Source organism: Actinoplanes sp. M2I2, assembly GCF_023544445.1.
In the GTDB taxonomy this organism is placed as follows: Bacteria; Actinomycetota; Actinomycetes; order Mycobacteriales; family Micromonosporaceae; genus Actinoplanes.
In genome coordinates this window covers 98,629-120,174 of the sequence record NZ_JALPVJ010000014.1, presented here as the reverse complement: position 1 = coordinate 120,174, position 21,546 = coordinate 98,629, and the positions used below count along the sequence as shown (strand labels likewise).

Sequence of the window (21,546 nt, the reverse complement as noted above, 5' to 3'; positions counted from 1 at the left end):
CCTATGGTGAGCGCGTGGGTGAACAGCCGGTGACGACCGGCTCCGCGGGAGCCGGAAACGTCGAGGTCCGGACGGCGGACGACGGTAGCGTGATCGTCCTGCTCCGGGGCGTCGTCGGTCCTGAGTGTGCGGTCGAGCTCCGCCAGCTTCTCGTGCGCACGGTGCGGCGGGTCCGGCCGTTGCGGCTCGTCGTCGACCTGACCGAGGTCGTCACCCTCGACCCGATCAACGTGGGCACCCTGGCCGCGGCCTGCTTCCTCGGCGACGACCACCAGGTGGCGGTCTTCCTGACGAACCCGAAGCCCGAGCTGGCCGTCCGGCTGAGCCTGGCCGGCGTGCCGCCGCAACGACTGTGCCGCGAGGACTGAGCGGCCCGGCCGGTCGGCTTGCCGACGATGGCGGGGGCGTGACCGCCCCGCGAGCCTAGGCTCGCGTCATGGATGTCGCTGTTGCCGGAGCCGGGCCGACCGGGCTGTTCACCGCTGTTGCGCTCGCCCGTCGCGGGCACCGGGTGACCGTTGTCGACCGCGACGGCGGGCCCGCGGGTGACGGCAGCTGGCCGCGCCGCGGCGTGATGCAATTCCACCACCCGCACGCCTTCCGGCCGCAGATCGGCGCGGCGCTGGCCGCCGAGATGCCCGAGATGCTGGACGCGCTGACCAGGGCCGGGGTGGAGCAGATCTCGTTCCCGGGCAGCGACGCCGCGCCCGGGCGAGGGGCGGGGCTGCGCTGCCGCCGGGCGGTCTTCGACCGGGTGCTGCGAGACTTCGCCGAGCGCGAGCCCGGCGTCACGCTGGCCCGGGGGCACGTCGACGACGTGGCGCGCGCCGGCGAGCGGGCCACGGGCCTGGTCGTGGACGGGCGCGAGCTGACGGCCGAACTGGTGATCAACGCGTCGGGCCGGTCGGCCCGGTTCGCCGCCGATCTGCGGGCGCCGGCCGAGGGCGGCGACTGCGGTCTCTCGTACGTGTCCCAGCAGTTCGTCCTGCGGCCGGGGGCCGAGTGGGGGCCGATGAACGCACCGGTCGGGCTCATCCAGACGCTGTCCGGCTATCTCGTCGCCGTGTTCCCGCACGACAACCGGACGTTCTCGGTGCTGATCATCCGGCCGTCGGACGACCGGCGGCTGGCCGTGCTCCGCTTCCCCGAGGCCTTCGAGGCGGCCGCTCTCGCCGTGCCCGCGCTGGCCGCCTGGGTGACGCCCGACCGCAGCTCACCGATCACCCCGGTGCTGCCCGGCGGCCGGCTCCACAACACCTACCGGGGCCAGCTCGACGCGCGGGGCCGGGTCGGACTGCCGGGACTCCTGCACGTCGGGGACGCGGTGGGCACGACCAACCCGTCGGCCGGCCGCGGTATCGCGATCGCGCTGGGGCAGGCGGTCGCCCTGCTGTCGTTGCTCGACGGATGTCCCGGCGACCCCGCCGCGGTGGCGCTCGCCTTCGACGACTGGTGCACGGCCCAGGTCCGGCCCTGGTACGACGATCACGTCCACTGGGACGCCGACCTGCTGCGCCGCTGGGCCGGTGGGGACGTCGACGTGACGCGGCGCCTGCCCAGCGACCTGATCATGGAGGCGGCCGAGGCCGACCCGTCCCTGTGGCGCGTCGTCGGTCCGTACCTGGCCATGGCCGCCTTGCCCGCGATCCTCGACGAGGTGGAACCCCGGGCGCGAGCCATCTTCGCCGGAGGGTGGCGGCCGGCGGCGCACCCGGGCCCGACCCGCGACGAACTCGCCGAGATCGCGAACAGCGCCGTGCCGGGCGTGAGATAGCGCATCGTCGTTCCTCGATCGGCGCTCAGGATCAGGCATCGACGGGCATGGTCGCGGGCCGGACCGCCGACGGGGCTGTGGCTGCGCGGGAACCGCCATATGATGCGGCGGTTTCCCGCTCATCCACAGTCTTGTTAGGAAGTGGTCACGCTTGCGTAAGAAGCTATTCGGGCGAGCCGTCCTGGCCGCGACCGTGCTGACCGGCGCCCTCGCCGGCAGTGTCCCCGCTTACGGGGTGGTCGACGGCACGGAGGTCGCCGACGGGGCGTACGGCTTTGTGGCGCATCTCGCGATCGGCGTACCCGGGATCGGTGGCGCGTGCACCGGCGCGCTCGTCGACCCACAGTGGGTGATCACCGACTCGGCCTGTTTCGGGCAGCCCGCGGCCGGGCGGCCTCCGGTCGCCACCACGGTCACCATCGGGCGCAGCGACCTGGCCGGCTCGGGCGGCCAGGTCCGCACCGCCACCCGCCTGGTCCCGCATCCCGATCGCGGCGTCGTGCTGGTCCGGCTCGACCGGCCCACCACGCTGACGCCGGTCGCGCTGTCCACCACCGCGCCCGCGCCGGGCGAGGTGCTCCGGCTGGCCGGCTACGGCCGGACCGCCGACACCTGGGTGCCCGGACGGCTGCACGCCTCGACGTTCTCGGTCGGCGCCGTCGACCAGGCCCGCTTCGACGTGGCCGGCACCAGCCCGGGTCAGCCCGGCCTGTGCAAGGGCGACGCCGGCGGGCCGGCCCTGCGCGAGACCGGCGGCGGCGTCGAACTGGCCGCCGTGCATCACGCGTCGTACCAGGGTGGCTGCATCGGCTCGGACGAGACCCGCCGGGACGCCGTCGAGACCCGCGTGGACGACCTCACCGCCTGGATCCGCGGCATCGCGCCGGGCGGCCTGGCGCAGGATCACCGCGAGGACGCGACGCTCGTCTACGCGTACTCGACCGGCGCGGTCGGCCCGTTCACCTTCACCACCGCGGCCACCGGGGCGATGACCGCCCGCAACGGCTTCAAGAGCCCGGACGGCGCCTACAACACCGCGAAGATGAAGGTGCTGCGGGGCGACTTCAACGGCGACGCCATCGTCGACCAGGCGGTCTTCAACAGCGCGGCCAACGGCATGCTGAGCCTCGACACGTTCCTGGCCCGGGCCGACGGCACCTACTCCGGGCCGCTGCGCTCGTGGACCAGCACGGGCTTCGGTTCGTACGACCGGTTGCGGCTGACCAGCGGCGACTACAACGGCGACGGGCGCACCGACATCGCCGGTTTCTACAACTACTCCGACAAGTCGATCGGCTTGTTCACCTGGACCGCCCGGGCCGACGGCGGGTTCGGCGTCCCGGCCGCCAGCTGGCGGAACCCGCCCACGCCGTACTGGGGTGAGATCGCCCGCATGAAGGTCTTCAGCGGCGACTTCAACGGTGACGGCCGCGCCGACATCGGCTCGTTCTACAAGAACACCGACAACAGCGTCGTCCTGTACAGCTGGACGGCCAACCCGAGCGGCGGGTTCCCCGCCCCGGCGCGCGGCTGGTCGGCGGCGGCCGGCTGGGGCGACACGGAGCGGATGACGATCGTGGCGGGCGACTTCAACGGCGACGGCCTGGGCGACGTGGCCGGGTTCTATCTGTACGCCGTGGGCGACCTGGCGATGCTGACGTTCACGGCCAAGCCGGACGGCAGCTTCGCCAGCCCGTTCGCCTCGTGGAAGTCGAGCACGTCGTCGTGGGGCTCGTGGGACCGCACCCGGTTCACCGCGGGCGACTTCAACGGCGACGGCCGCGACGACGTTGCCGCGCTCTACGGCTACTCCGACGGCAGCCTCGCCCTGCACACGCTGACCGCCAACCCGAACGGCGGGTTCGCCACCCCGGTCAAGACCTGGAACTCGGCGTCGTTCGGCTCGTACGCGAGCGTCCGGCTGGCCGAAGACCAGTTCTGATCCGGACACCGGGCCGGGTCACCGCACGCGCGGCGACCCGGCCCGAGTCTTGTCCGGGTCGTCACTCCGCCGGGTAGGGGTCGCGGGCCAGGGCGTGGGCGAGGTGAGCTGCCGTCGCGGCCAGGTCCTTGACCGAGGCGCCGGTGGTGTCCGGCTTCGGGCCGGCGTCCTTGTAGTCGACCTTGCCCAGGGCCTCGCCGACCCAGTAGGCCGAGCCGGCGGCGGGGATGGTGAAGCCGACGTCGTTGAGGGCCTGGAACACCTCGGCGATCACGTGGTGGGCGCCGTCCTCGTTGCCGACCACGCCGACGACCGCGATCTTGTTGTACATCGACGGCCGCCCCAGCTCGTCGGTCTCCGACAGTTCGGCGTCCAGCCGCTCCAGCACCATCTTGGCGACGCTCGAGGGCTGACCCATCCAGATCGGGGTGGCGATCACCAGGATGTCGGCGGCCAGGACCTTCTCCCGTACGGCGGGCCAGCCGTCGCCGTCGCCCTCGTCGGTGCTCACGCCGAACTTGATGTTCCGGTCGGCCACGCGGATGACCTCGCCCTCGACGTCGTGGTCGGCCAGCGCGTCGAGGATCTGACGGCCGAGCAGTTCACTGCTGGACTCCTGCGGGCCCGACTTGAGGGAACAGCCCAGAACGAGGGCGCGCAACGTTGTCATGATCTCTGCGTGCCCGGCCCCGCCGCGGTCAAACCCGAGCCCCCGGAGGCCGGCGTAGGTGCTGGTCAGCGCGCTGTCCGGACGACGGCGGCGACAGTGAACAGCGTCTCACCTCCAGGGAAATAACCGGGCTGCCACCGTGGTTGTGACGGTCGAACTCCTCAGGAGGACAGAGACATGAAGAACGGTATCCACCCCGACTACAAGACCGTCGTCTACCGCGACCGCAACGCGGACTACGCGTTCCTCACCCGGTCCACCGAGACCAGTGAGAAGACGGTCGAGTGGAGCGACGGCCGGACCTACCCGGTGATCGACGTGCAGATCTCGGCGGCGAGCCACCCCTTCTGGACCGGCCGCACCCGGGTCCTCGACACCGCGGGCCGCATCGAGAAGTTCCGCACCAAGTACGCGAAGTTCTCGAAGTAACACCCTCGAACGCCCGGCGTCCTTGCGACGTCGGGCGTTTTTTGTCGCCCCGGTGGGGCATCATGCCCCTTATGAGGGCAATCGCGCTGGACGAGTTCGGTGACGTCGACGTCATGACGATGCGGGAGCTCCCCGACCCGCCGGTCGGGTTCGACACGGTACGCATCCGGGTGCGCGCGGCCGGGGTCAACCCGGTCGACCACGCGGTCCGGGCCGGTTACCTGGAGGGCGCCTACCCCCACCACTTCCCGCTGATCCCCGGCTGGGACGTGGCCGGCATCGTCGACCGGGTCGGCCCGGCGGTCACCCGGTTCGCGCCCGGCGACGAGGTGATGGCGTACGCCCGCAAGGACAGCGTGCAGCACGGCACGTACGCGGAACTGGTCTCGGTCAACGACCGCGCGGTGGCCCACGTGCCGGCCGCGATGTCGCTCACCGAGGCCGGCGGCCTGCCGCTGGCCGGGCTGACCGCGCTGCAGGCCCTCTCCGCCGTCGGCGTCAGCCACGGCGACGTGGTGCTGGTGCACGCGGCCGCCGGGGGAGTGGGTCACCTGGCCGTACAGATCGCCCGCGCGGTCGGGGCGGCCCGGGTGATCGGCACGGCCTCCCCGGCCAACCACGACTTCCTCCGCAGTCTGGGCGCCGAGCCGATCGAGTACGGCGACGACCTCCCCAAACGGCTGGCCGACCTGGTCGGCGGCGACGGCCGGGTCGACGCGGCGACCGACTTCCGCGGCGGCGACGCGCTGACCCAGTCGCCGGCCCTGGTCCGGCACCCGGTGCGGCACGTCTCGGTGGTCGACCCGGCGGTCAAGGAACAGGGCGGACGGTACGTCTTCGTCCGCCCGGACGGCGCCGAGCTGAGCACGCTCGGGGCGCTCGTCGCCAACGGCCGCCTGCGGGTGCACGTCTCGCGCGAGCTGCCGGTCACCGAGGCCGCCGAGGCGCACCGCCTGATGGCCGGCGGCCACGTCCGCGGCAAGCTGGTCCTGACGGTCCCGTAGCCGGGAGCCGGGCTGGTCTGTCGGCTTCGTCCGCTCGGTGGCAGCCTGCCGGCACCGGGGTTCGTCCGGCTCAGGCCACGGGTTGCTTCTCCGGGGCCGGCCGCCGGTTCAGGGCCGGGGCGGCCGCGGCGGCCAGCACGAGCAGCGCCAGCACGGCGATCATCGCGTTGCGCAGGCCGTAGTGCTCGCCCAGGAAGCCCAGAGCGGGCGGCCCGACCAGGAACGCCACGTAACCGGCGGTGGCGACCAGCGAGACCCGGGCCGTCGGGTCGGGCCCGAGTCGGCCGCGGCCGACAGCGCGACGGGGAAGCCGAGCGCCGCCCCGGCGCCCCACAGCAGCACGGCCGCGCCGGCCACGACCTGGTTGTCGACCGCGATCACCAGCAGCAGCCCGAGGCCGCCGAGGACCGCGCTGGCGCCCAGCACCGTGGCCCGGCTGTAGCGGCGCAGGAACCAGCCCCCGCCGAACCGGCCGGCCGCCATCGCGGCGGCGAAGGCGGTGTAGACGGCCGAGCCCCACGCGGCGTCGAAGCCGTGACCGTCGACCATGATCAGCGGCAGCCAGTCGTTGGCCGCGCCCTCGGCGAGCGCCATGGCCAGCACGATCACGCCGATGAGGAGCAGGACCCGGTCGCGCCAGACCGGCTCGCGCCGGCCGGCCCCGGCCGGGCCCGTCGTGGATCGGCCCACCCCGTACGGGAGACGGCGCACCGCGGCCAGGGCCACCGGCACGCTGATCAGGCCGATCGCCGCCAGGTGCCAGGGCACCGGGAACGCCACCGCGGTCAGGGCCATGCCGGCGGCGGCGCCGACAACCGTGCCCAGGCTGAAGAAGCCGTGCATCGTCGGCAGCACCGGCCGGCCGGTGAGGCGTTCGACGTCGGCGCCCTCGATGTTCATGGCCACCTCGCCGCCGCCCATGCCCAGGCCGAACAGGAAAAGCCCGGCCGCGACCACCGCGCTCTGCGACACCCCGGCACCGAAACCGATCACTGGGATGCTGACCGCGGTGGTGACGATGCCCACGGCGACGACCGGGCGGGTGCCGAACCGGGACACGACGCGGCCGGAGGTCAGGATGCCCAGCATCGAGCCGGCCGAGAGCCCGAACAGCACCAGGCCCATCTGGGCGGTCGAGGCGCCGAGCAGGTCACGGATGTCCGGCGTGCGGGTCACCCACGACGAGATGCCCAGACCGGGCAGGAAGAACAGGGCGAACAGCGCGAGGCGCCGGTGTGCGGTGGTGCGGTCCATCGACATCCCTTCCTGGTGTACGAACGTACACAACGCGCCGCCGGGGTGTGATGACAGCGGGCCTTGGGAAAGGTCACAGCCATGCGCCTTGATCTTTCGGGAAAGACCGCCCTCGTCACCGGGTCGACCCAGGGCATCGGCCGGGCCATCGCGGCCGGGCTCGCCGCGGCCGGCGCCCGGGTCGGGGTCAACGGCCGGTCGCGCGAGTCGGTCGACCGGGCCCTGGCCGAGCTCGGCCAGGGTGACTTCGTGGCGGCGCCGGCCGACGTGAGCACGGCCGAGGGCGCCGCGGCCGCGCTCGAGGCCACCGGGCCGGTCGACATCCTGGTCAACAACCTGGGCATCTTCGGCGCGCAGCCGGCCCTGGAGATCACCGACGACGACTGGCGTCGCTACTTCGAGGTCAACGTCCTCACCGCGGTGCGGCTCACCCGCGAGGTGCTGCCGGGCATGCGCGAGCGTGGCTGGGGCCGGGTGCTCTACATCGCCAGCGACTCGGCGGTCGTCATCCCGGCCGAGATGATCCATTACGGCATGTCCAAGACCGCTCTGCTGGCCGTCTCGCGCGGCTTCGCCAAGGAGGCGGCCGGCTCGGGCGTGACCGTGAACAGCGTCATCGCCGGGCCGACCCACACCGGGGGCGTCGAGGACTTCGTCTATTCGCTGGTCGACCGGGACCTGCCGTGGGACGAGGCGCAGCGCGAGTTCATGCGCCGGCACCGGCCCCAGTCGCTGATCCAGCGGCTCATCGAGCCCGAGGAGATCGCCAACCTGGTCGTCTACCTGTCGTCGCCGCTGGCCTCGGCGACCACGGGCGGGGCGGTCCGCGTCGACGGCGGCTACGTCGACGCGATCCTGCCCTGAAGCCCGTTCGCCGGGCGTGCTCGAGCCCTGGGCGGTCCAGCCTGAGCAGCCCGGTTTCAGCGGCGGGGGCCGTGGATCTCGCGGTGCAGGCGTTCCATCCGGCGGTCCAGGCGGGCGGCGTCCTCGGCGGCCGCGGCCAGCTCGTCGCGCAGGGACTCGGGCACGCGGGGGTCGTACTTGTAGTGGATCTTGTGTTCGAGGCTGGCCCAGAAGTCCATGGCCGCGGTGCGCAATTGGATCTCCACCGGCACCTGCACCACCCGCTCGGAGAGGAACACCGGGATCTCCACGATCAGGTGCAGGCTGCGGTAGCCGTTCACCTTGGGCTGCGCGATGTAGTCCTTGGTCTGCAGCAGCGTGATGTCGGGCTGGCGGATCAGCATGTCGGCGACGGTGTAGACGTCGGAGACGAAGCTGCACACGATGCGGATGCCGGCGATGTCGCGGATCCGGGCGCGCAGGTCGTCGAAGGCCAGCGCGCAGCCGATACGCTGCGCCTTGGCGCTGATGCTGGCCGGGGTCTTGAGCCGGGGGAGCACGTGCTCGATCGGGTTGCCCCGGCCACGGTGGGCCAGCTCCTCGGCCAGAATGTTGATCTTCGTGCCGATCTCGGCCAGCCCGAACTTGTAGACGAGCATGAAGTGGGTGAGCTCGTCGGTCATGCTCCGGAAGGGGTCCATCTCCCCGGTCGGAGCCGTCGGAGTGGTCGGAGCCGTCGAGCCCGGCGCTGGACGGCCTGAACCGGCCCAGCGCGCGATCTGCTGATCGCCGTCCTCGGTCGTCAAGGTTCCCGTTCTCCGGTGTCGAGCTTCGCAGGCGTCGTTGAACACCGTAAACGCCCCGTGCCACCGGCATCCCGGGAGGGGTTGAGATCGCCCGCGAGTGGAGAACAGCACCGTATGATTCGTGAGATCGGCCAGGCCGCCCTGGGCGCCGTCCTGCTCACCGCCGGCACCGGGCACCTGACCAAGCAGCGCCGGGAGTTCCAGGCGCAGGTGCCGAGCTGGATCCCGCTCGACCCGGACACGGTCGTCGTCTGGTCGGGCGTCGCCGAGCTGGCGCTGGGGGCGGCGTTGCTGACCACCTGGCGGCAGCCCGCCCGGGGCTACCTCGGCCGGGCCGCGGCCGCCTTCTTCGTCGGGGTCTTCCCCGGCAACATCGCGCAGTTCGTCGAGCGCAAGGACGGTTTCGGCCTCGACACCGACCGCAAGCGCGCGCTGCGCCTGCTGGGCCAGCCGGTCCTGGTCGCCTGGGCCCTGGCGGCGACCCGCGAATAGCGCGGGCCGCCGCCAGGATCCGATCTGCCGGGCCTGACCTACTTGGTGTACGCCTGGAACTCGGCGACGCGGACGTTGAGCGCCTGCGGGCTGGCCGTGGCGCAGTCCGTGGCCGCCCGCGGGTCCGCATCCTGCTCACCGGCGTAGTCGGGCGCGCCGGTGCACTGGTTGGTCACGACCTCGAGGCGCAGGTGCGTGGCCGTCGTGTCCCGGATGTCGAACGACTTCACGACGAAGTCCTTCACCCGCGGCCGCGGTGCGACCGACGGGAAGGCGTCCGGCTTGCTGGTGTAGACCGTCCGGAACTGCGACGCGTCGGAACAGGTCACCGTGGCCGTCGCGGTGCACGCCTGCACCTTGAACTGCCGCAGCGCGGTGTACCTGTTCTGCGTGCCGGCGTCCGGGTCCCCGGTGACCGGCGGGCGCAGCTGAGCGCTGACCTGCACGCGCCGGACGGTCTGGGACCCGCCGGCCAGGTCGACGGTGACCTGCTTGCCGGCGACCTCGCTGCCCAGCGACGCCCAGTTGGTGGCCTCGTCGTCGTCGGTGATCCGGGCCAGGTTGACGCCGTCGCCGGTGGCCACCGCGCCGGCCGCCGTGGAGGCCAGGTTGGTCGGCATCCGGGTGATCAGCGGCAGGGTGAGCCCGGGCAGCACCAGGGTCTTGCCGATCCGGGTGTGGCCGTGGCCGGGAGCCTGGGCGATGAACTGATACGTCCCCGGCACCAGCTTGACCTCGTCGGTCAGCGGGGTGGCCGGGTCGGTGTCGGCGACCGGCACCGCGCGGGCCTGGTAGTCGCCGACGAACAGCTTGGCCCCGGCGACCGCCTTGCCCTTCTCGTCGACCGGGCGGAACCGGTAGGTCCCCTCGGTCGTGTTCGGCGAGGAGAAGCTCGGCGTCGGGTCGGCGTCGCCGGCCCCGTTGCTGACCGCGCCCTCACCGAGGCCGCGCTTGGCGAACGCGTTCCACATCAGGCCCTGGTTGGCGCCGTTGAAACGGACCAGGTCGGCCCCGAGCATCGCGTCGCGCGCGTCGACCTGGCTGTTGGCGCTGTTGGCCATCAGCAGGAACGAGTCGAAGACGAGCTGGATCCAGCGCCGGTTGCCCGGGCACTTGGTCACCGGCGTCTTGCCGTTGGCGCACGACTTGTTCAGCGCCGGCGTGCCCGCGCCGTACTTGCGGATGAACGCCTGCCGGATGTCGTAGTTGGTGGCGCTCCACACCTCGCCCGAGGCGTGCACCTGCAGGCCGACGAAGTCGTAGTCGACGCTCGAGTAGTTGAGCGGGCTGTTGCTCATGTTGTAGTTGCGGATGCCGGCGACGGGGTCACCGGTGACGTACTCGCCGATGGTGAACGCCCGCTCACCCCGGGGGGCGTAGCCGTGCTCGTTCAGGTACTCGACGGCCAGCTGGTCCGACCAGCTCTCGCTCATGCCCTGCGGCGTGCTGACGCCCGCGTCCGGTCCGGCGACCATGCGGTTGGTGATGGCGTGGGTGTACTCGTGCCCGATCACGGACATGTCGTAGTCGCCGTCGACGCACGGGGAGTAGAAGGCGCCCGCGATCGGCTGCCACAGGTACATGTTGGTGATCGGCGCCTCGCCGTCCGGCGGGGTGATCTGGTTGGCGTTGTTGCGGGCCGCGAAGGCGGGCGGTCCGCCGCTGATGCCACCGGCCTGCGCGTTGCCCTGCTCGTAGTCGTCGCCCAGGCCGCCCGGCCGCAGGTTGTCGTCCTGCATGTTCCAGGTCGCCTCGGTGAAGCCCAGGTGGTACGACCAGTCGTGCATGCGGTTGTGCATGCCGAACAGGTTGGCCCGGGCCGCGTCGATGTCGTTCTCCTGCGGCGTGGTGAAGACGTCCGGCGAGCAGCGCTCCCGGTGCCACTGGTTGGTCCACGCGTAGTTGTAGTCACGGTCCGGCTTGGGCGTGGCCGTCTCGGTGCCCACGCTGAACGCGTCGTTGGAGTTCCAGTTCTCGACCGCGATCGCGTTGTTGCCGCGGGTCGTGAAGCTGGGCTCGTTCGTGCCTGGCACCACGTCCCAGGCCAGCGGCGACGCGCTGGTGGCGACGACCTCGTCGCAGCCGCGCTGCGGGGCCCAGCACCACGTCTTGCGGGTGTCGCGCGAGGAGTAGTCGGTCGGCGGCGAGTTGGGGAACACGTCCCACGACGGGTTGTCGCTGTCCTGGTCGACGATGCTCTCGCGCACCAGGACGCCACCGTCGCGGGCGTCGACGTACGAGGTGTACGCGACCGGGTTCGCGCCGGTCAGGTCGGCGCCGAAGGTCACCTGCCAGGCCGCGCGGGCGCCCTCGGCCGGGGTCGGCACGGCGACGAGCTTGCTGGCCAGCACGGTCGGGGCGGTGACGCCGGCCTCGCGTGCGGCGATGGTCGCGGCGTCGGCGCCCGAGAGCGTGGCCGGTTCCGGCGCCACGGCGTCCTTGGCCAGCGACGAGCTCACGAACCAGACCTTGCCGTCCCGGACACCGACGGACAGCAGGCCGTCCCGCCCGGCGATCAGGTCACCGAACTTCTGCCGGAACACGACCGCCGCGCCCTCGCCGATCGGCGCGGTGGTCAGGTGCTCCAGGGCCTGCGCGCCCCGGGCGGTGAGCCCGAGCACGTCCAGGTTCTTGTCCACGTACGCCCGGGCCGCCGCGACCGGGTCACTCGGCAGCCCGGTCTCGAGGGCCGCTCCGGTGGCGGTCAGCGTGGCCGGCGTGCCCAGGGCGTTCCAGCGGGCCTGGGTGCCCACCGCGGCCGCGCGCTGGCTGCTGGACGGGGCGACGCGCCCGGCCCGATTGTCGATCACATGGTCGTGGTGGTCGTCGCCCTGCACTTTTTCGGCTTGGGCCTGGGCCGGGGCCGCGGGCGCCGCGTTGCCGCCCGATGAGGCGGTCAACACGATCGCGGCGGCTAAGAACCCGGCAGTGGTTCCCGCCAACGCACGGGGTGGGGTGCGCACGGTACCTCCTCATTGGATCTGTCCGTTTCCACCCGTCATCCGATCGCACCCCCGACCTGCACAACATGGGCCAAACATCTAAATACATCTATAAGCATGTGATGATTGGTCCGGCGTCCGGCCATACTGGCGACGTGGACGAGCTTCCCGATCTGCGTTTCGCCCGGGCCGAGGACGGCGTGACGCTGGGCTACCAGGTCTTCGGGCGGGGGCCGGTGCTGGTCTGGATGCCCTCGCTGAGCAACATCGTGGCCCAGTGGCGCATCCCGGCCGTCCGGGCCGCGTACGCCGCCCTGGCCCGCGATCTGACGGTGGTGCTCTACGACGGCCGGGGGACGGGTAGCTCCGACCGGCGGATCGACCTCGGCGATCTCGGCGTCGAGGCCCACCTGCGCGATCTGCGGGCCGTTCTCGATCACGCGGGCATCCGGCGCGCGTCGCTGCTCGGCTACTACCACTCGGTCGCCACGGCCATCGCGTTCGCGGCCCGCGAGCCGGGCCGCGTCGATCGGCTCGTCCTGTTCGGCGGCGCCCCGCGGCTGCGCGACGCCATGAGCCCGGCGCAGACCCAGGCCCTGCTCTCCCTGGTCGACCAGGACTGGGGGCTGTTCGCCGACGCCGCCGCGACGGCCTGGCTGGGCTGGGACGCGGCGCCGTCCGGTCGCTGGGTGGCCGAGTCGTTCCGCGGCGCCACCACGGCGCCGGTGGCCAAGGCGTGGTTCGACGCGGCGCGCGCGATCGACGTCACGGCCGAGCTCGGGCAGGTGCGGGCGCCCACCCTGGTCCTGCACCGCCAGGGTGCTGAGCAGATCCCGGTCGAGGTGGGCCGGCGGCTGGCCGCCCGGCTGCCCGACGCCCGGCTGGTGGAGCTGCCCGGCTCGACGCCCACCCTGTTCGTCGAGGACGCGGCGAGCGATGTGCGGCTGGTCAGCGGATTCGTGACCGACGGCCGGGTGACGCGCTCGACGGCCCGGGGCCTGACCGCGCGGGAGCGGGAGGTGCTGGGCCTGCTCACCGCCGGTCACTCCAACGCCGGCATCGCGGCCCGGCTGGGCATCGCCGTGCACACGGTCGAGCGGCACCTGGCCAACGTGTACCGCAAGCTCGGCGTCAGCGGACGGACGGCCGCGGTGGCCCATGCCCTGCGAGGGCCGGGCGGATGACCTGCCCTGCTCGGGCCGGGCGGATGACGGAAAACCGCCACGCCGGCTGACGGTTTCCCGGGAAGCGCCGGCGCCCGGCGCGAGCCGACACTGGACGGCATGACGACTTCAGCCGCCCCGAACGACACCTCCTGGCGTTTCGCCCGGGCCACCGCGCCCGTCGTCCGCCGGCTGGCCGGCCGGCGCGCCTTCCCGCTGTGGGCCGTGGTCCACCACCGGGGCCGGGTCACCGGCCGCGCGCTGGCCGTGCCGGTCACCGTCGTCACGACACCGGCCGGCTTCATCATCAACCTGCCGTGGGGCGCCGGCACGAACTGGGTCCGCAACGTCGTCGCGGCCGGCGGGTGCACCATCCGCTGGAAGGGCGCCGACCACCGGATGGCCGACCCGGTGATCGTCGGCGAGGCGGCGGCCCGCCCGTACTATTCGCGGCCGGCCTGGGCCGTGGCCCGCCGGCTCTTCCCGGCCGACGCGTGGTTGCTGCTGAGCCGCCCGGACGTCACCGGGGAGTGAGGCCGGCGCCGGCGGTCACTCCTCTTCGTCGTGCTCGTCCTCGTCGCCTTCGTCCTCGTCGCCGCCGTCCTGCTTCGGCTTCGGCTCGTCCTTGGCCTTGTCCTTGTCCTTGGTCTTCGGGGGCTCCGGTTGCGGCGCCGCGCCGGCCGGGCGGGCCGGGTTCGCGACCGGCGCGGTGCGGACGGACATCTCGGCCTGGCAGGTCGTGCCGTTGAGCCGGAAGGTGACCGGCAGGGCCGCGACCTCGCCGTAGGTGGTGGAGAAGCTGGTCGCCGCCGTGCCGCCGGCCGGAAGCCGGCCACCCGCGGCCTCGACCGTGCGGCCCTTCTGCCGCCAGGTCGCCGACCAGCCCTTGAGCAGGCGCTGATCGGACGGCAGGGCGAACGACAGCCGCCACGCGGGGACCGCGACCTCGCCGGTGTTCAGGATCGTCACCTTGGCCGAGGCCCGGCCGGCCGCGGTGCCCCGCAGCGCGTAGCGGACGGTGCAGGTCTGCGGCTGGGCGGCCGCCGTGGCCTTGGTGACAGCAGTGGTGGCCGAGGGTGGCGGCGTGGCGGCCACGGCCGCCGCCGGTGCTGCCGGTTCGTCGGCGCCGGCCGCCCGCACGCCCAGCCCGCCGGCGAGCAGGCCGGCCGCCGCGACGGCCCCGACCACGGCCCGGCGGCGGCGCACGGGCAGCGAGGTGATCAGCTGCCGGGCCGAGGCGATCGGCGCGGTCGTCAACCCGGCGACCGACGAGCTCAGGCCGGAGCCGGCCCGGCCGGCGACGTTCAGGACCGGGGCGGGCGGGAGGCCGGCGATCCGGCCGAGCCGATCGGCCACCTCGGCCGCGCCGGGACGGTCGGACGGCTGCTTGGACAGGCAGCGGCGCACCAGCCGGGACACCGCGGCGGGCAGCCCGGCGATCGGGGGCAGCGGGTCCGGCTCGGCGTACACGTGGGCGCGCAGCATCTGCGTCACGGTGGACGCCTTCCAAGGCCGGCGTCCCGCGAGGGTCAAATGGAGCAGCAGCCCCACCGCGTACACATCGGTGGCCGCCACGATCGGGCCGCCGGCGATCCGCTCGGGCGCCAGGTAGGCCGGGGTGCCCAGCACCTCGGCGGCCGGGTCCTCGACCGCGCCGACCGCGGCCGCTATGCCGAAGTCGACCAGCTTGACGCCGGTGCCGGTGACCATCACGTTGGCCGGCTTGACGTCGCAGTGCACGACACCCTGGGCGTGCGCCGCGGCCAGGGCGGCGGCCACCTGCGAGCCGATCGCCACGGCGGTCCGCCACGGCAGCGCGCCGCCGCGGATCAGGTCGGCCAGCGTCCGGCCGTCGACGAGCTCCATGACGACGTACGGAAGCGCGTCCTCGCCGTAGTCGTAGACCGCGACGATGTTGGGGTGCCGCAGGGCCGCCGCGGCCCGGGCCTCGTCGCGCAGCCGGCGCAGGACGGCCGGGTCGTCGGCGAGCTGCGGGGCCAGCACCTTGACCGCGACATCGCGGCCCAGCACTTCGTCGGTGGCCCGCCAGACGACCGACATGCCACCGTGCCCGAGCCGCTCGCGCAGCCGATAACGCCCGCCGGCGAGGTACCCGATCTCCACGAGCATCTCCGGTGCCCGCGCCGGGCCGGGCCAAACCCTCAGACCTCGAGCGCCTCGGTAACGATCGCGCACGCCTCGGCGGTGTGCAGCGCTCCGAGGCCGGAGGCCTTGTCGAGCAGCCGGCGGAACATCACCCTCTCGTGGTCGTCGAGCATGCCCAGGGCGGCCGCCTCGGCCTCGGCGACCTGGACGCACAGCGTCGCGATGGCCGCGCGCCCCCGTTCGGTGGCGACGATCCGGCGCTGCCGGCGGTCGTCCGGGTTGGGCCGGCGCTCGACCAGCCCGGCCTCGACCAGGTCGTCGATCAGGTAGGTCATCATCGTGCGGTCGATGCCGAGCTTGGCCGCCAGCGCCGCCTGGCTCGGCGGCCGGCCCTCCACCACCTCGCAGAGCGTCTGGTAACCGCGCGCGCCCTGGGGGAAGCCGTCGAGTCGCGGCCCGACCATCTCGGTGTACGACCGCAGCAGGCTGCCCAGGGCCGCCCCGAGGTCGAGTGCCGTGTCGCTCACCCGTTCATCCTATCTGTTGGCCAGATCGTCTTCTAGCAATACTATATGCTCAGACGACAATCGAAAAAGCGGAGGATCGTATGACCGAGGGGACCGCACTGGACCTCGCGACGGCGCGGGTCGGATCCGGGGAGTTCACGGCCGTGGTCGAGCAGACCGGGGGAGACGTGCGCCTCACGGATGCCGACGGGACCGGGCTGGACCCCTGGACGACCGCCGTCTGGCTGGCCGGCCGCAACGACAGCATCCGGATCGGCCTGCCCGCGCCGGTGGCCGCGGTGTCACCGGAGATGCGCGAGAAGGCGTACGAGAGCTTCGAGATCCTGGCCGGCTCGCGACTGATGACCGGCGCCCAGCGCCGCGAGGGCATCGACTACGACGGCATTCCGGCGTCGCTGGCGGACACGGCCGTCGCGCCGGGCGATCCCGGCTACCGGGCCCGCAAGTCGACCTACATGCGCGGCGGCTCACCCGGGCTGGTGCTCCGCCCGCGTACGCCGGCGGAGGTCGCCGACGCCCTGGCCTTCGCGCGCGATCACCGCCACCTGCCGCTCGGCCTGCGCAGCGGCGGCCACGGCTTCAGCGGCCGCTCCACCAACGACGGCGGCCTGGTCATCGACCTCGGCGCGATGAACGACGTCGAGGTGCTCGACGAGGACCGGCGCCTGGTCCGGGTCGGTCCCGGCGCGACGTGGAAGCAGGTCAGCGCCGTTCTCGACAAGTACGACTGGGCGATCGGCTCCGGTGACTACGGCGGCGTGGGTGTCGGCGGGCTGGCCACCGCCGGCGGCATCGGCCTGCTCTCCCGCGAGCACGGCCTCACCATCGACCGTCTGCGCGCCGTCGAGCTGGTCCTGGCCGACGGCACCCCGGTCCGGGCCGGCGCCGAGGAGAATCAGGAGCTGTTCTGGGGCGTCCGCGGAGCCGGCGCCAACCTCGGCGTGGTCACCGCCTTCGAGTTCGAGGCGGCGCCCACGGGCGACGTCGGCTGGGCCCAGCTCGTCCTGGTCAGCCCCGACTTCGAGCAGGCGCTGAAGCAGTACGGCGAGGTGGCCCGCAATGCGCCCCGCGACACGACGATCTTCCTGATGGCCGGTCCGCCGCGGGAGGGACAGTCGGTGATCCAGCTGTACGGGATGGTCGACTCCGGGGACGCGGACACCGTCGTCGAGCGGCTCACCCCGTTCGCCTCGATCGGCCAGCTGGCCCAGCAGCAGGTGGTGATCACCCGCTACGCCGACGTGATGGGCCAGGCCGCCGACGTCGGCGCCGGAGGGCATCACGGGCGCGGTGAGCCGATCTCCCGGTCGGGTCTCCTGCCGGTGCTCACCGACGCGTTCGCGCGCGACGCCGCCCGGCTGCTGCGCTCGGGCCAGGTCTTCGTCTTCGCGCTGCGGCACATGGGCGGCGCGATCGCCGACACCCCGCCGGACGCGACCGCGTGGGCCCACCGCACCCCCGAGTTCCAGGTCACCGCCCTGGGCAGCGACCGCGCCGGGCTCGACCGGGTCTGGGATCGGCTGGCCCACCACTTCGACGGCCTCTACCTCAGCTTCGAGACCGATCAGCGGCCCGAGCGCCTGCGGGACGCCTTCCCGCCGGCGACGCTGAGCCGGCTGCGCGCCCTGAAACGACGTCACGACCCGACGAACCTGCTCCGCGACAACTTCAACATCGACCCCGAGGTGGAGAAATGACCGACTACGGACGCGACCTCCTCTTCGGCCTCTTCGTGACGCCGAACGCCGCCGCCGTCGACCTGACCGTCACCGCCGACCGCGCGGGACTCGACCTGGTCAGCTTCCAGGACCACCCGTACCAGCCGGCCTTCCTGGACACCTGGACGCTGATGGCCTACGCCGCGGCCAGGACGTCCCGGATCCGGTTGCTCGGCAACGTGCTCAACCTGCCGCTGCGCCCGCCGGCCGTGCTGGCCCGGGCGGCGGCCTCGCTCGACCTGCTCAGCGGCGGCCGCATCGAGCTCGGGCTGGGCGCGGGCGGCTTTCCCGACGGCATCGCGGCCATGGGCGGCCCCCGGCTGACGGTCGGTCAGCGGATCGACGCGCTCGCCGAGGCCATCCCGATCATCCGCGACCTGTGGGACACCGGCACCCGGGAACGGGTCGACCACCGGGGTGAGCACTACACCGTCGTCGGGGCCAAGCGTGGACCGCGCCCGGCCCACGACATGGGCATCTGGATCGGCGCCTACAAGCCCAGGATGCTGGCGCTGACCGGCCGCCTCGGCGACGGCTGGCTCCCGTCGATGCCCTACCTGCCCCGCGGCGCCGACTCGTTGCCCGAGATGAACGCCCGGATCGACGAGGCGGCCCTGTCCGCCGGCCGGGATCCCGCCCGGGTCCGGCGCCTGATGACCTTCACCGAGCTGGACGGCCCGCCGGCCCGGCGGGTCGACCACCTCGCCGACCTCGCCCTCCACCACGGCATCAGCGGGTTCATCGTGGCCAGCGACGACCCTCGGACCGCCGATATCCTGGCCGCCGAGGTCGCCCCCGCGGTCCGCGACCTGGTCAAGCGGGAGCGAGGAGCCGTCCCAGCAGCCTGACCAGCGCTGCGGCGTGCACGCCGTCCGGGTCGAGGTCCGGGCGGTAGTCGGCGATGCTCACGCCGATCAGGTCGGGCGCGGCCGCCAACGGCCGGAGCCGGGCCTCGAGCTGCTCGAAGCCGGGGCCGCCGGGCTGCGGGTAGGTCACCGCCGGCATGACCGACGGGTCGAGGACGTCCACATCGAGGTGCAGCCACATCGGCCGGCCCGGGTCGGCGTCGAGCGTGAGCATGCCGGCGGGGACGCGGGCCAGCTCCGCCGCCGAGGCGGGGTCGAGCCCGGTCGTGCGGTGCCCGATCAGCGAGACCCGGCCGGCGTCCACCATGGGGGTCGTCCCGGCCAGGCCGGTGAGGGCGGCCGGGCCGAGGCCGGTGAGAACGGCCAGTTCGGAGTCCGCGGTCTCCCCGGTGTCGGAGTCGGCCGGGTCGACGTAGTCGGGGTGCCCGTCGGCCATCCACAGCCCCACGTCGCCGACGGCCGCCCGTAGATGGGCGAAGACGCCGAGCAGCAGGCTGCAGTCCCCACCGACGACGAGCGGCCGGTGACGCGGCCGGTCGGCCCGGCCCGTGCCCAGGGCCGCCGCCAGTGCCCGGGCCGCCGCCATGGTCTGCGGCAGGGCCCGTACGCCGGTGGCCGGGTCGCGCTCGGTGCTGGTGATCGCGGTCGCCGCGTCACCCAGGTCGGCGTCGACGAGCCGGGACAGTCCCGCCTCCCGCAGGGCGTCGGGCGCTCGCTCCTCGCCGCGGCCGGTCCCCGAGCAGTCCCACGGCGCGCCCAGCAGAAACCACATAGTCGCTCAGTGTGTCGCACGGCCGGGGCGACCGGAACCCGTCGCCTCAGTTCCAGCGGTACGCCAGCGGCTCCTGTTCGGGCACCGTGACGACGATGCGCCCGGAACGCAGGAAGTTGTCGACCTCGAAATCGGTCAGCTTCTCCCCGTTGGTCGCCCGCCAGGGGAACAGGCCGGCGGGCCGCTTGACGTACCAGCGGTCGAGGGTCTGGTCGTGCGCGGTCGTGCCGTCGGGCAGGTCGGCGGACTTCACGGTGGTGCTCACAGTCTCGGCTCCTCAGGGCGAACGGGGGCGTCCAGCCGCGCCGGACCGGTCCGGCGCCGTCGGCCGAACCCTCGTGCTGACGGTAACGAGCACCGCCGGGCCTGGGACGCGTACCGGTTTTCATCACCCCCTCGGCGGACCCGGCGGGGCGGACCCGGCGGGGCGGACCCGGCGGGGCGGACCCGGCGGGAGTGGACTCAGCGCAGCGGGACCGGCCGCACCCCGAAGCCTCGGGGTGCGGCCGGCGAACGGCGGTGTCCCGGTCAGGCCGCGTCCGTGGCGGTCACCGGCACCACGTCGGGCGCGCCCAGGCGGGTCGCGTCGGCGGTCTCGTCGTCCGGCTGTTCCTGCGACCCGCGTTCGGCCTCGACCCGGACGCGGTAGTTCTCCACCTCGCGCGCGGTCTGCTCGGGCGTCCAGCCCAGCACCCCGGCCATCAGCTCGGCGGTCTCCCGCGCGCAGGTCACACCGCGGTCGAACGTCTCGATCGAGATGCGGGTACGCCGGGTCAGCACGTCCTCCAGGTGCCGGGCCCCCTCGTTGCCGGCCGCATAGACGATCTCGGCCCGCAGATAGTCGTCGGCGCCGCCCAGGGGGTGGCCCAGCGACGGCGTGGACGCGATCAGGTCGAGGACCTCGTCGACGAGCGAGCCGTACCGGCCGAGCAGGTGCTCGACCCGCGCGACGTGCAGGCCCGAGCGGGCGGCCAGCAGGCGGCGCTGGTTCCACAACGCCCGGAAGCCCTCGGCCCCCACCAGCGGCACCTCCTCCGTGCAGGACTTCGGGACCGAACGGCCCAGACCGTGCACGCAGGCGTCCACGGCGTCGCGGGCCATCACCCGGTACGTCGTGTACTTGCCGCCGGCCACCACGACCAGGCCGGGGACGGGACTGCCGACCATGTGCTCACGCGACAGCTGGGAGGTGGCCTCCGACTCGCCCGACAACAGCGGGCGCAGGCCGGCGTAGACACCCGTCACGTCCGTACGGGCGAGGGGTCTGGCCAGGACGGTGTTGACGTGCTCCAGCAGGTAGTCGATGTCGGTGCTGGACGCGGCCGGGTGGGCCTTGTCGAGCGACCAGTCGGTGTCGGTCGTCCCGACGATCCAGTGGCGGCCCCACGGGATCACGAACAGCACGCTCTTCTCGGTGCGCAGGATCAGGCCGGTCGTCGACTGGATGCGGTCGCGCGGCACGACCAGGTGGATGCCCTTGGAGGCGCGCACGTGGAACTGGCCGCGCTCACCCACCAGGGCCTGCGTGTCGTCCGTCCACACGCCAGTCGCGTTGATCACCTGCTGGGCCCGCACCTCGAAGATCCGGTCGAATTCCAGATCCTTCACCCGTACGCCGGTGACCCGTTCCCCCTCGCGCAGGAAGCCCACCACCTCGGTCCGGGAGGCGACGTGGGCCCCGTAGGCGGCCGCCGTCCGGGCCAGGTACATAGTGTGCCGGGCGTCGTCGACCTGCGCGTCGTAGTACTGGATCGCGCCGACCAGCGCGTCCTTGCGCAGCGCGGGACACGCCCGCAGCGCCGCCGTCCGGGTGAGCTGGCGGTGCCGCGGCATGCCGCCGCCCATCGCCATCGTGTCGTACAGGGTGACGCCCGCCCCCGCGTAGGCCCGTTCCCAGGCCCGGTGCTTGAGCGGGTAGAGGAACTTGAGCGGCCGGGCGAGGTGCGGGGCGAGGCGCGACACGATCAGGTCGCGCTCGTGCAGGGCCTCCTTGACCAGGGCGAAGTCGAGCATCTCGAGGTAGCGCAGGCCGCCGTGCAGCAGCTTGCTGGATCGGCTGGACGTGCCCGAGGCGAGGTCGCGGGCCTCGACCAGGCCGGTGGTGAGGCCGCGGGTGACGGCGTCCAGCGCCGCCCCCGCTCCCACCACTCCGCCGCCGATCACGAGGACGTCGAGCTCGGCGCCGGCCAGGGCGGCCAGGGCCGAGTCGCGGTAATCCGGGGAGAGTGCGATGGCCAT

21 protein-coding genes are annotated in these 21,546 nt (G+C 73.2%); 11 read left to right on the top strand and 10 right to left on the bottom strand.

Annotated features, from left to right (window positions below; genetic code table 11):
- Positions 1-14: 14 nt before the first annotated feature.
- The 3 genes from HJC40_RS27915 (at position 15) to HJC40_RS27905 (ending at position 3,716) form a co-directional block, all read left to right on the top strand.
- Positions 15-368, top strand: coding sequence for an STAS domain-containing protein (locus tag HJC40_RS27915; protein WP_250005397.1), 354 nt, complete (start codon positions 15-17; stop codon positions 366-368).
- A gap of 68 nt (positions 369-436) precedes the next feature.
- Complete coding sequence (locus HJC40_RS27910) at positions 437-1,774, top strand: FAD-dependent monooxygenase (RefSeq protein ID WP_250005395.1); 1,338 nt, start codon at positions 437-439, stop codon at positions 1,772-1,774.
- A 151-nt stretch (positions 1,775-1,925) separates the two neighbouring features.
- Positions 1,926-3,716: a trypsin-like serine protease gene (locus tag HJC40_RS27905; RefSeq protein ID WP_250005393.1), complete on the top strand. Its 1,791-nt coding sequence runs from the start codon at positions 1,926-1,928 to the stop codon at positions 3,714-3,716.
- A gap of 61 nt (positions 3,717-3,777) precedes the next feature.
- On the opposite strand, the gene HJC40_RS27900 is transcribed toward HJC40_RS27905, so the two are convergent.
- Positions 3,778-4,386, bottom strand: a complete 609-nt coding sequence (locus tag HJC40_RS27900) for a flavodoxin family protein (RefSeq protein ID WP_250005391.1) — start codon at positions 4,384-4,386, stop codon at positions 3,778-3,780.
- A 177-nt stretch (positions 4,387-4,563) separates the two neighbouring features.
- On the opposite strand from HJC40_RS27900, the gene HJC40_RS27895 reads away from it, so the two are divergent.
- Entirely contained in the window at positions 4,564-4,815 is a 252-nt protein-coding gene (locus HJC40_RS27895) for a type B 50S ribosomal protein L31 (protein ID WP_250005390.1), read from the top strand.
- 71 nt (positions 4,816-4,886) lie between these two features.
- A complete protein-coding gene (locus tag HJC40_RS27890) occupies positions 4,887-5,819 on the top strand; it encodes an NADP-dependent oxidoreductase (RefSeq protein WP_250005389.1) in 933 nt (310 codons plus the stop codon).
- Positions 5,820-5,889: 70 nt separating this feature from the next.
- On the opposite strand, the gene HJC40_RS27885 is transcribed toward HJC40_RS27890, so the two are convergent.
- Positions 5,890-6,048: a hypothetical protein gene (locus tag HJC40_RS27885; RefSeq protein WP_250005388.1), complete on the bottom strand. Its 159-nt coding sequence runs from the start codon at positions 6,046-6,048 to the stop codon at positions 5,890-5,892.
- Positions 5,979-7,073 carry an MFS transporter gene (locus HJC40_RS27880; RefSeq protein ID WP_250005387.1) on the bottom strand — a complete coding sequence of 365 codons (1,095 nt, stop codon included), beginning with the start codon at positions 7,071-7,073 and terminating at the stop codon, positions 5,979-5,981. Before HJC40_RS27880 ends, HJC40_RS27885 begins: the two co-directional genes overlap by 70 nt.
- Positions 7,074-7,154: 81 nt before the next feature.
- Here HJC40_RS27880 and HJC40_RS27875 point away from each other — a divergent pair, with 81 nt between their 5' ends.
- Positions 7,155-7,937 carry an SDR family NAD(P)-dependent oxidoreductase gene (locus HJC40_RS27875; protein ID WP_250005386.1) on the top strand — a complete coding sequence of 261 codons (783 nt, stop codon included), beginning with the start codon at positions 7,155-7,157 and terminating at the stop codon, positions 7,935-7,937.
- Between the two features lie 56 nt (positions 7,938-7,993).
- Here the strand turns inward: HJC40_RS27875 and HJC40_RS27870 are convergent, their stop codons facing one another.
- Complete coding sequence (locus HJC40_RS27870) at positions 7,994-8,599, bottom strand: GTP pyrophosphokinase family protein (protein WP_250005385.1); 606 nt, start codon at positions 8,597-8,599, stop codon at positions 7,994-7,996.
- Between the two features lie 237 nt (positions 8,600-8,836).
- Here HJC40_RS27870 and HJC40_RS27865 point away from each other — a divergent pair, with 237 nt between their 5' ends.
- The gene (locus tag HJC40_RS27865; protein WP_250005384.1) at positions 8,837-9,214 is read left to right on the top strand and encodes a hypothetical protein; all 378 of its coding nucleotides are present in this window, start codon (positions 8,837-8,839) and stop codon (positions 9,212-9,214) included.
- A 38-nt stretch (positions 9,215-9,252) separates the two neighbouring features.
- Here the strand turns inward: HJC40_RS27865 and HJC40_RS27860 are convergent, their stop codons facing one another.
- Complete coding sequence (locus tag HJC40_RS27860; protein ID WP_250005382.1) at positions 9,253-12,117, bottom strand: M36 family metallopeptidase; 2,865 nt, start codon at positions 12,115-12,117, stop codon at positions 9,253-9,255.
- A 194-nt stretch (positions 12,118-12,311) separates the two neighbouring features.
- On the opposite strand from HJC40_RS27860, the gene HJC40_RS27855 reads away from it, so the two are divergent.
- Complete coding sequence (locus HJC40_RS27855; RefSeq protein ID WP_250005380.1) at positions 12,312-13,340, top strand: alpha/beta fold hydrolase; 1,029 nt, start codon at positions 12,312-12,314, stop codon at positions 13,338-13,340.
- A 99-nt stretch (positions 13,341-13,439) separates the two neighbouring features.
- Complete coding sequence (locus HJC40_RS27850) at positions 13,440-13,853, top strand: hypothetical protein (RefSeq protein WP_250005378.1); 414 nt, start codon at positions 13,440-13,442, stop codon at positions 13,851-13,853.
- Positions 13,854-13,868: 15 nt separating this feature from the next.
- On the opposite strand, the gene HJC40_RS27845 is transcribed toward HJC40_RS27850, so the two are convergent.
- Together HJC40_RS27845 and HJC40_RS27840 are read right to left on the bottom strand one after the other, a co-directional pair.
- Complete coding sequence (locus HJC40_RS27845) at positions 13,869-15,443, bottom strand: serine/threonine-protein kinase (protein ID WP_250005377.1); 1,575 nt, start codon at positions 15,441-15,443, stop codon at positions 13,869-13,871.
- 38 nt (positions 15,444-15,481) lie between these two features.
- On the bottom strand, positions 15,482-15,952 hold the full coding sequence (locus tag HJC40_RS27840; protein WP_250005375.1) for a MarR family winged helix-turn-helix transcriptional regulator: 471 nt from the start codon (positions 15,950-15,952) through the stop codon (positions 15,482-15,484).
- Positions 15,953-16,032: 80 nt separating this feature from the next.
- Here HJC40_RS27840 and HJC40_RS27835 point away from each other — a divergent pair, with 80 nt between their 5' ends.
- Together HJC40_RS27835 and HJC40_RS27830 are read left to right on the top strand one after the other, a co-directional pair.
- Positions 16,033-17,649 carry an FAD-binding oxidoreductase gene (locus HJC40_RS27835; protein ID WP_250005372.1) on the top strand — a complete coding sequence of 539 codons (1,617 nt, stop codon included), beginning with the start codon at positions 16,033-16,035 and terminating at the stop codon, positions 17,647-17,649.
- Positions 17,646-18,518, top strand: a complete 873-nt coding sequence (locus HJC40_RS27830; protein WP_250005369.1) for an LLM class flavin-dependent oxidoreductase — start codon at positions 17,646-17,648, stop codon at positions 18,516-18,518. The genes HJC40_RS27835 and HJC40_RS27830 overlap by 4 nt, the downstream gene beginning before the upstream one ends.
- On the opposite strand, the gene HJC40_RS27825 is transcribed toward HJC40_RS27830, so the two are convergent.
- From HJC40_RS27825 to HJC40_RS27815, 3 genes are all read right to left on the bottom strand, one after another.
- Positions 18,484-19,308 (bottom strand): arginase family protein, encoded by an 825-nt coding sequence (locus HJC40_RS27825; RefSeq protein ID WP_250005366.1) that lies wholly within the window; start codon positions 19,306-19,308, stop codon positions 18,484-18,486. The genes HJC40_RS27830 and HJC40_RS27825 overlap by 35 nt on opposite strands.
- Positions 19,309-19,354: 46 nt before the next feature.
- Entirely contained in the window at positions 19,355-19,573 is a 219-nt protein-coding gene (locus HJC40_RS27820) for a hypothetical protein (protein WP_250005363.1), read from the bottom strand.
- A 263-nt stretch (positions 19,574-19,836) separates the two neighbouring features.
- Positions 19,837-21,546, bottom strand: coding sequence for a glycerol-3-phosphate dehydrogenase/oxidase (locus tag HJC40_RS27815; RefSeq protein ID WP_250005360.1), 1,710 nt, complete (start codon positions 21,544-21,546; stop codon positions 19,837-19,839).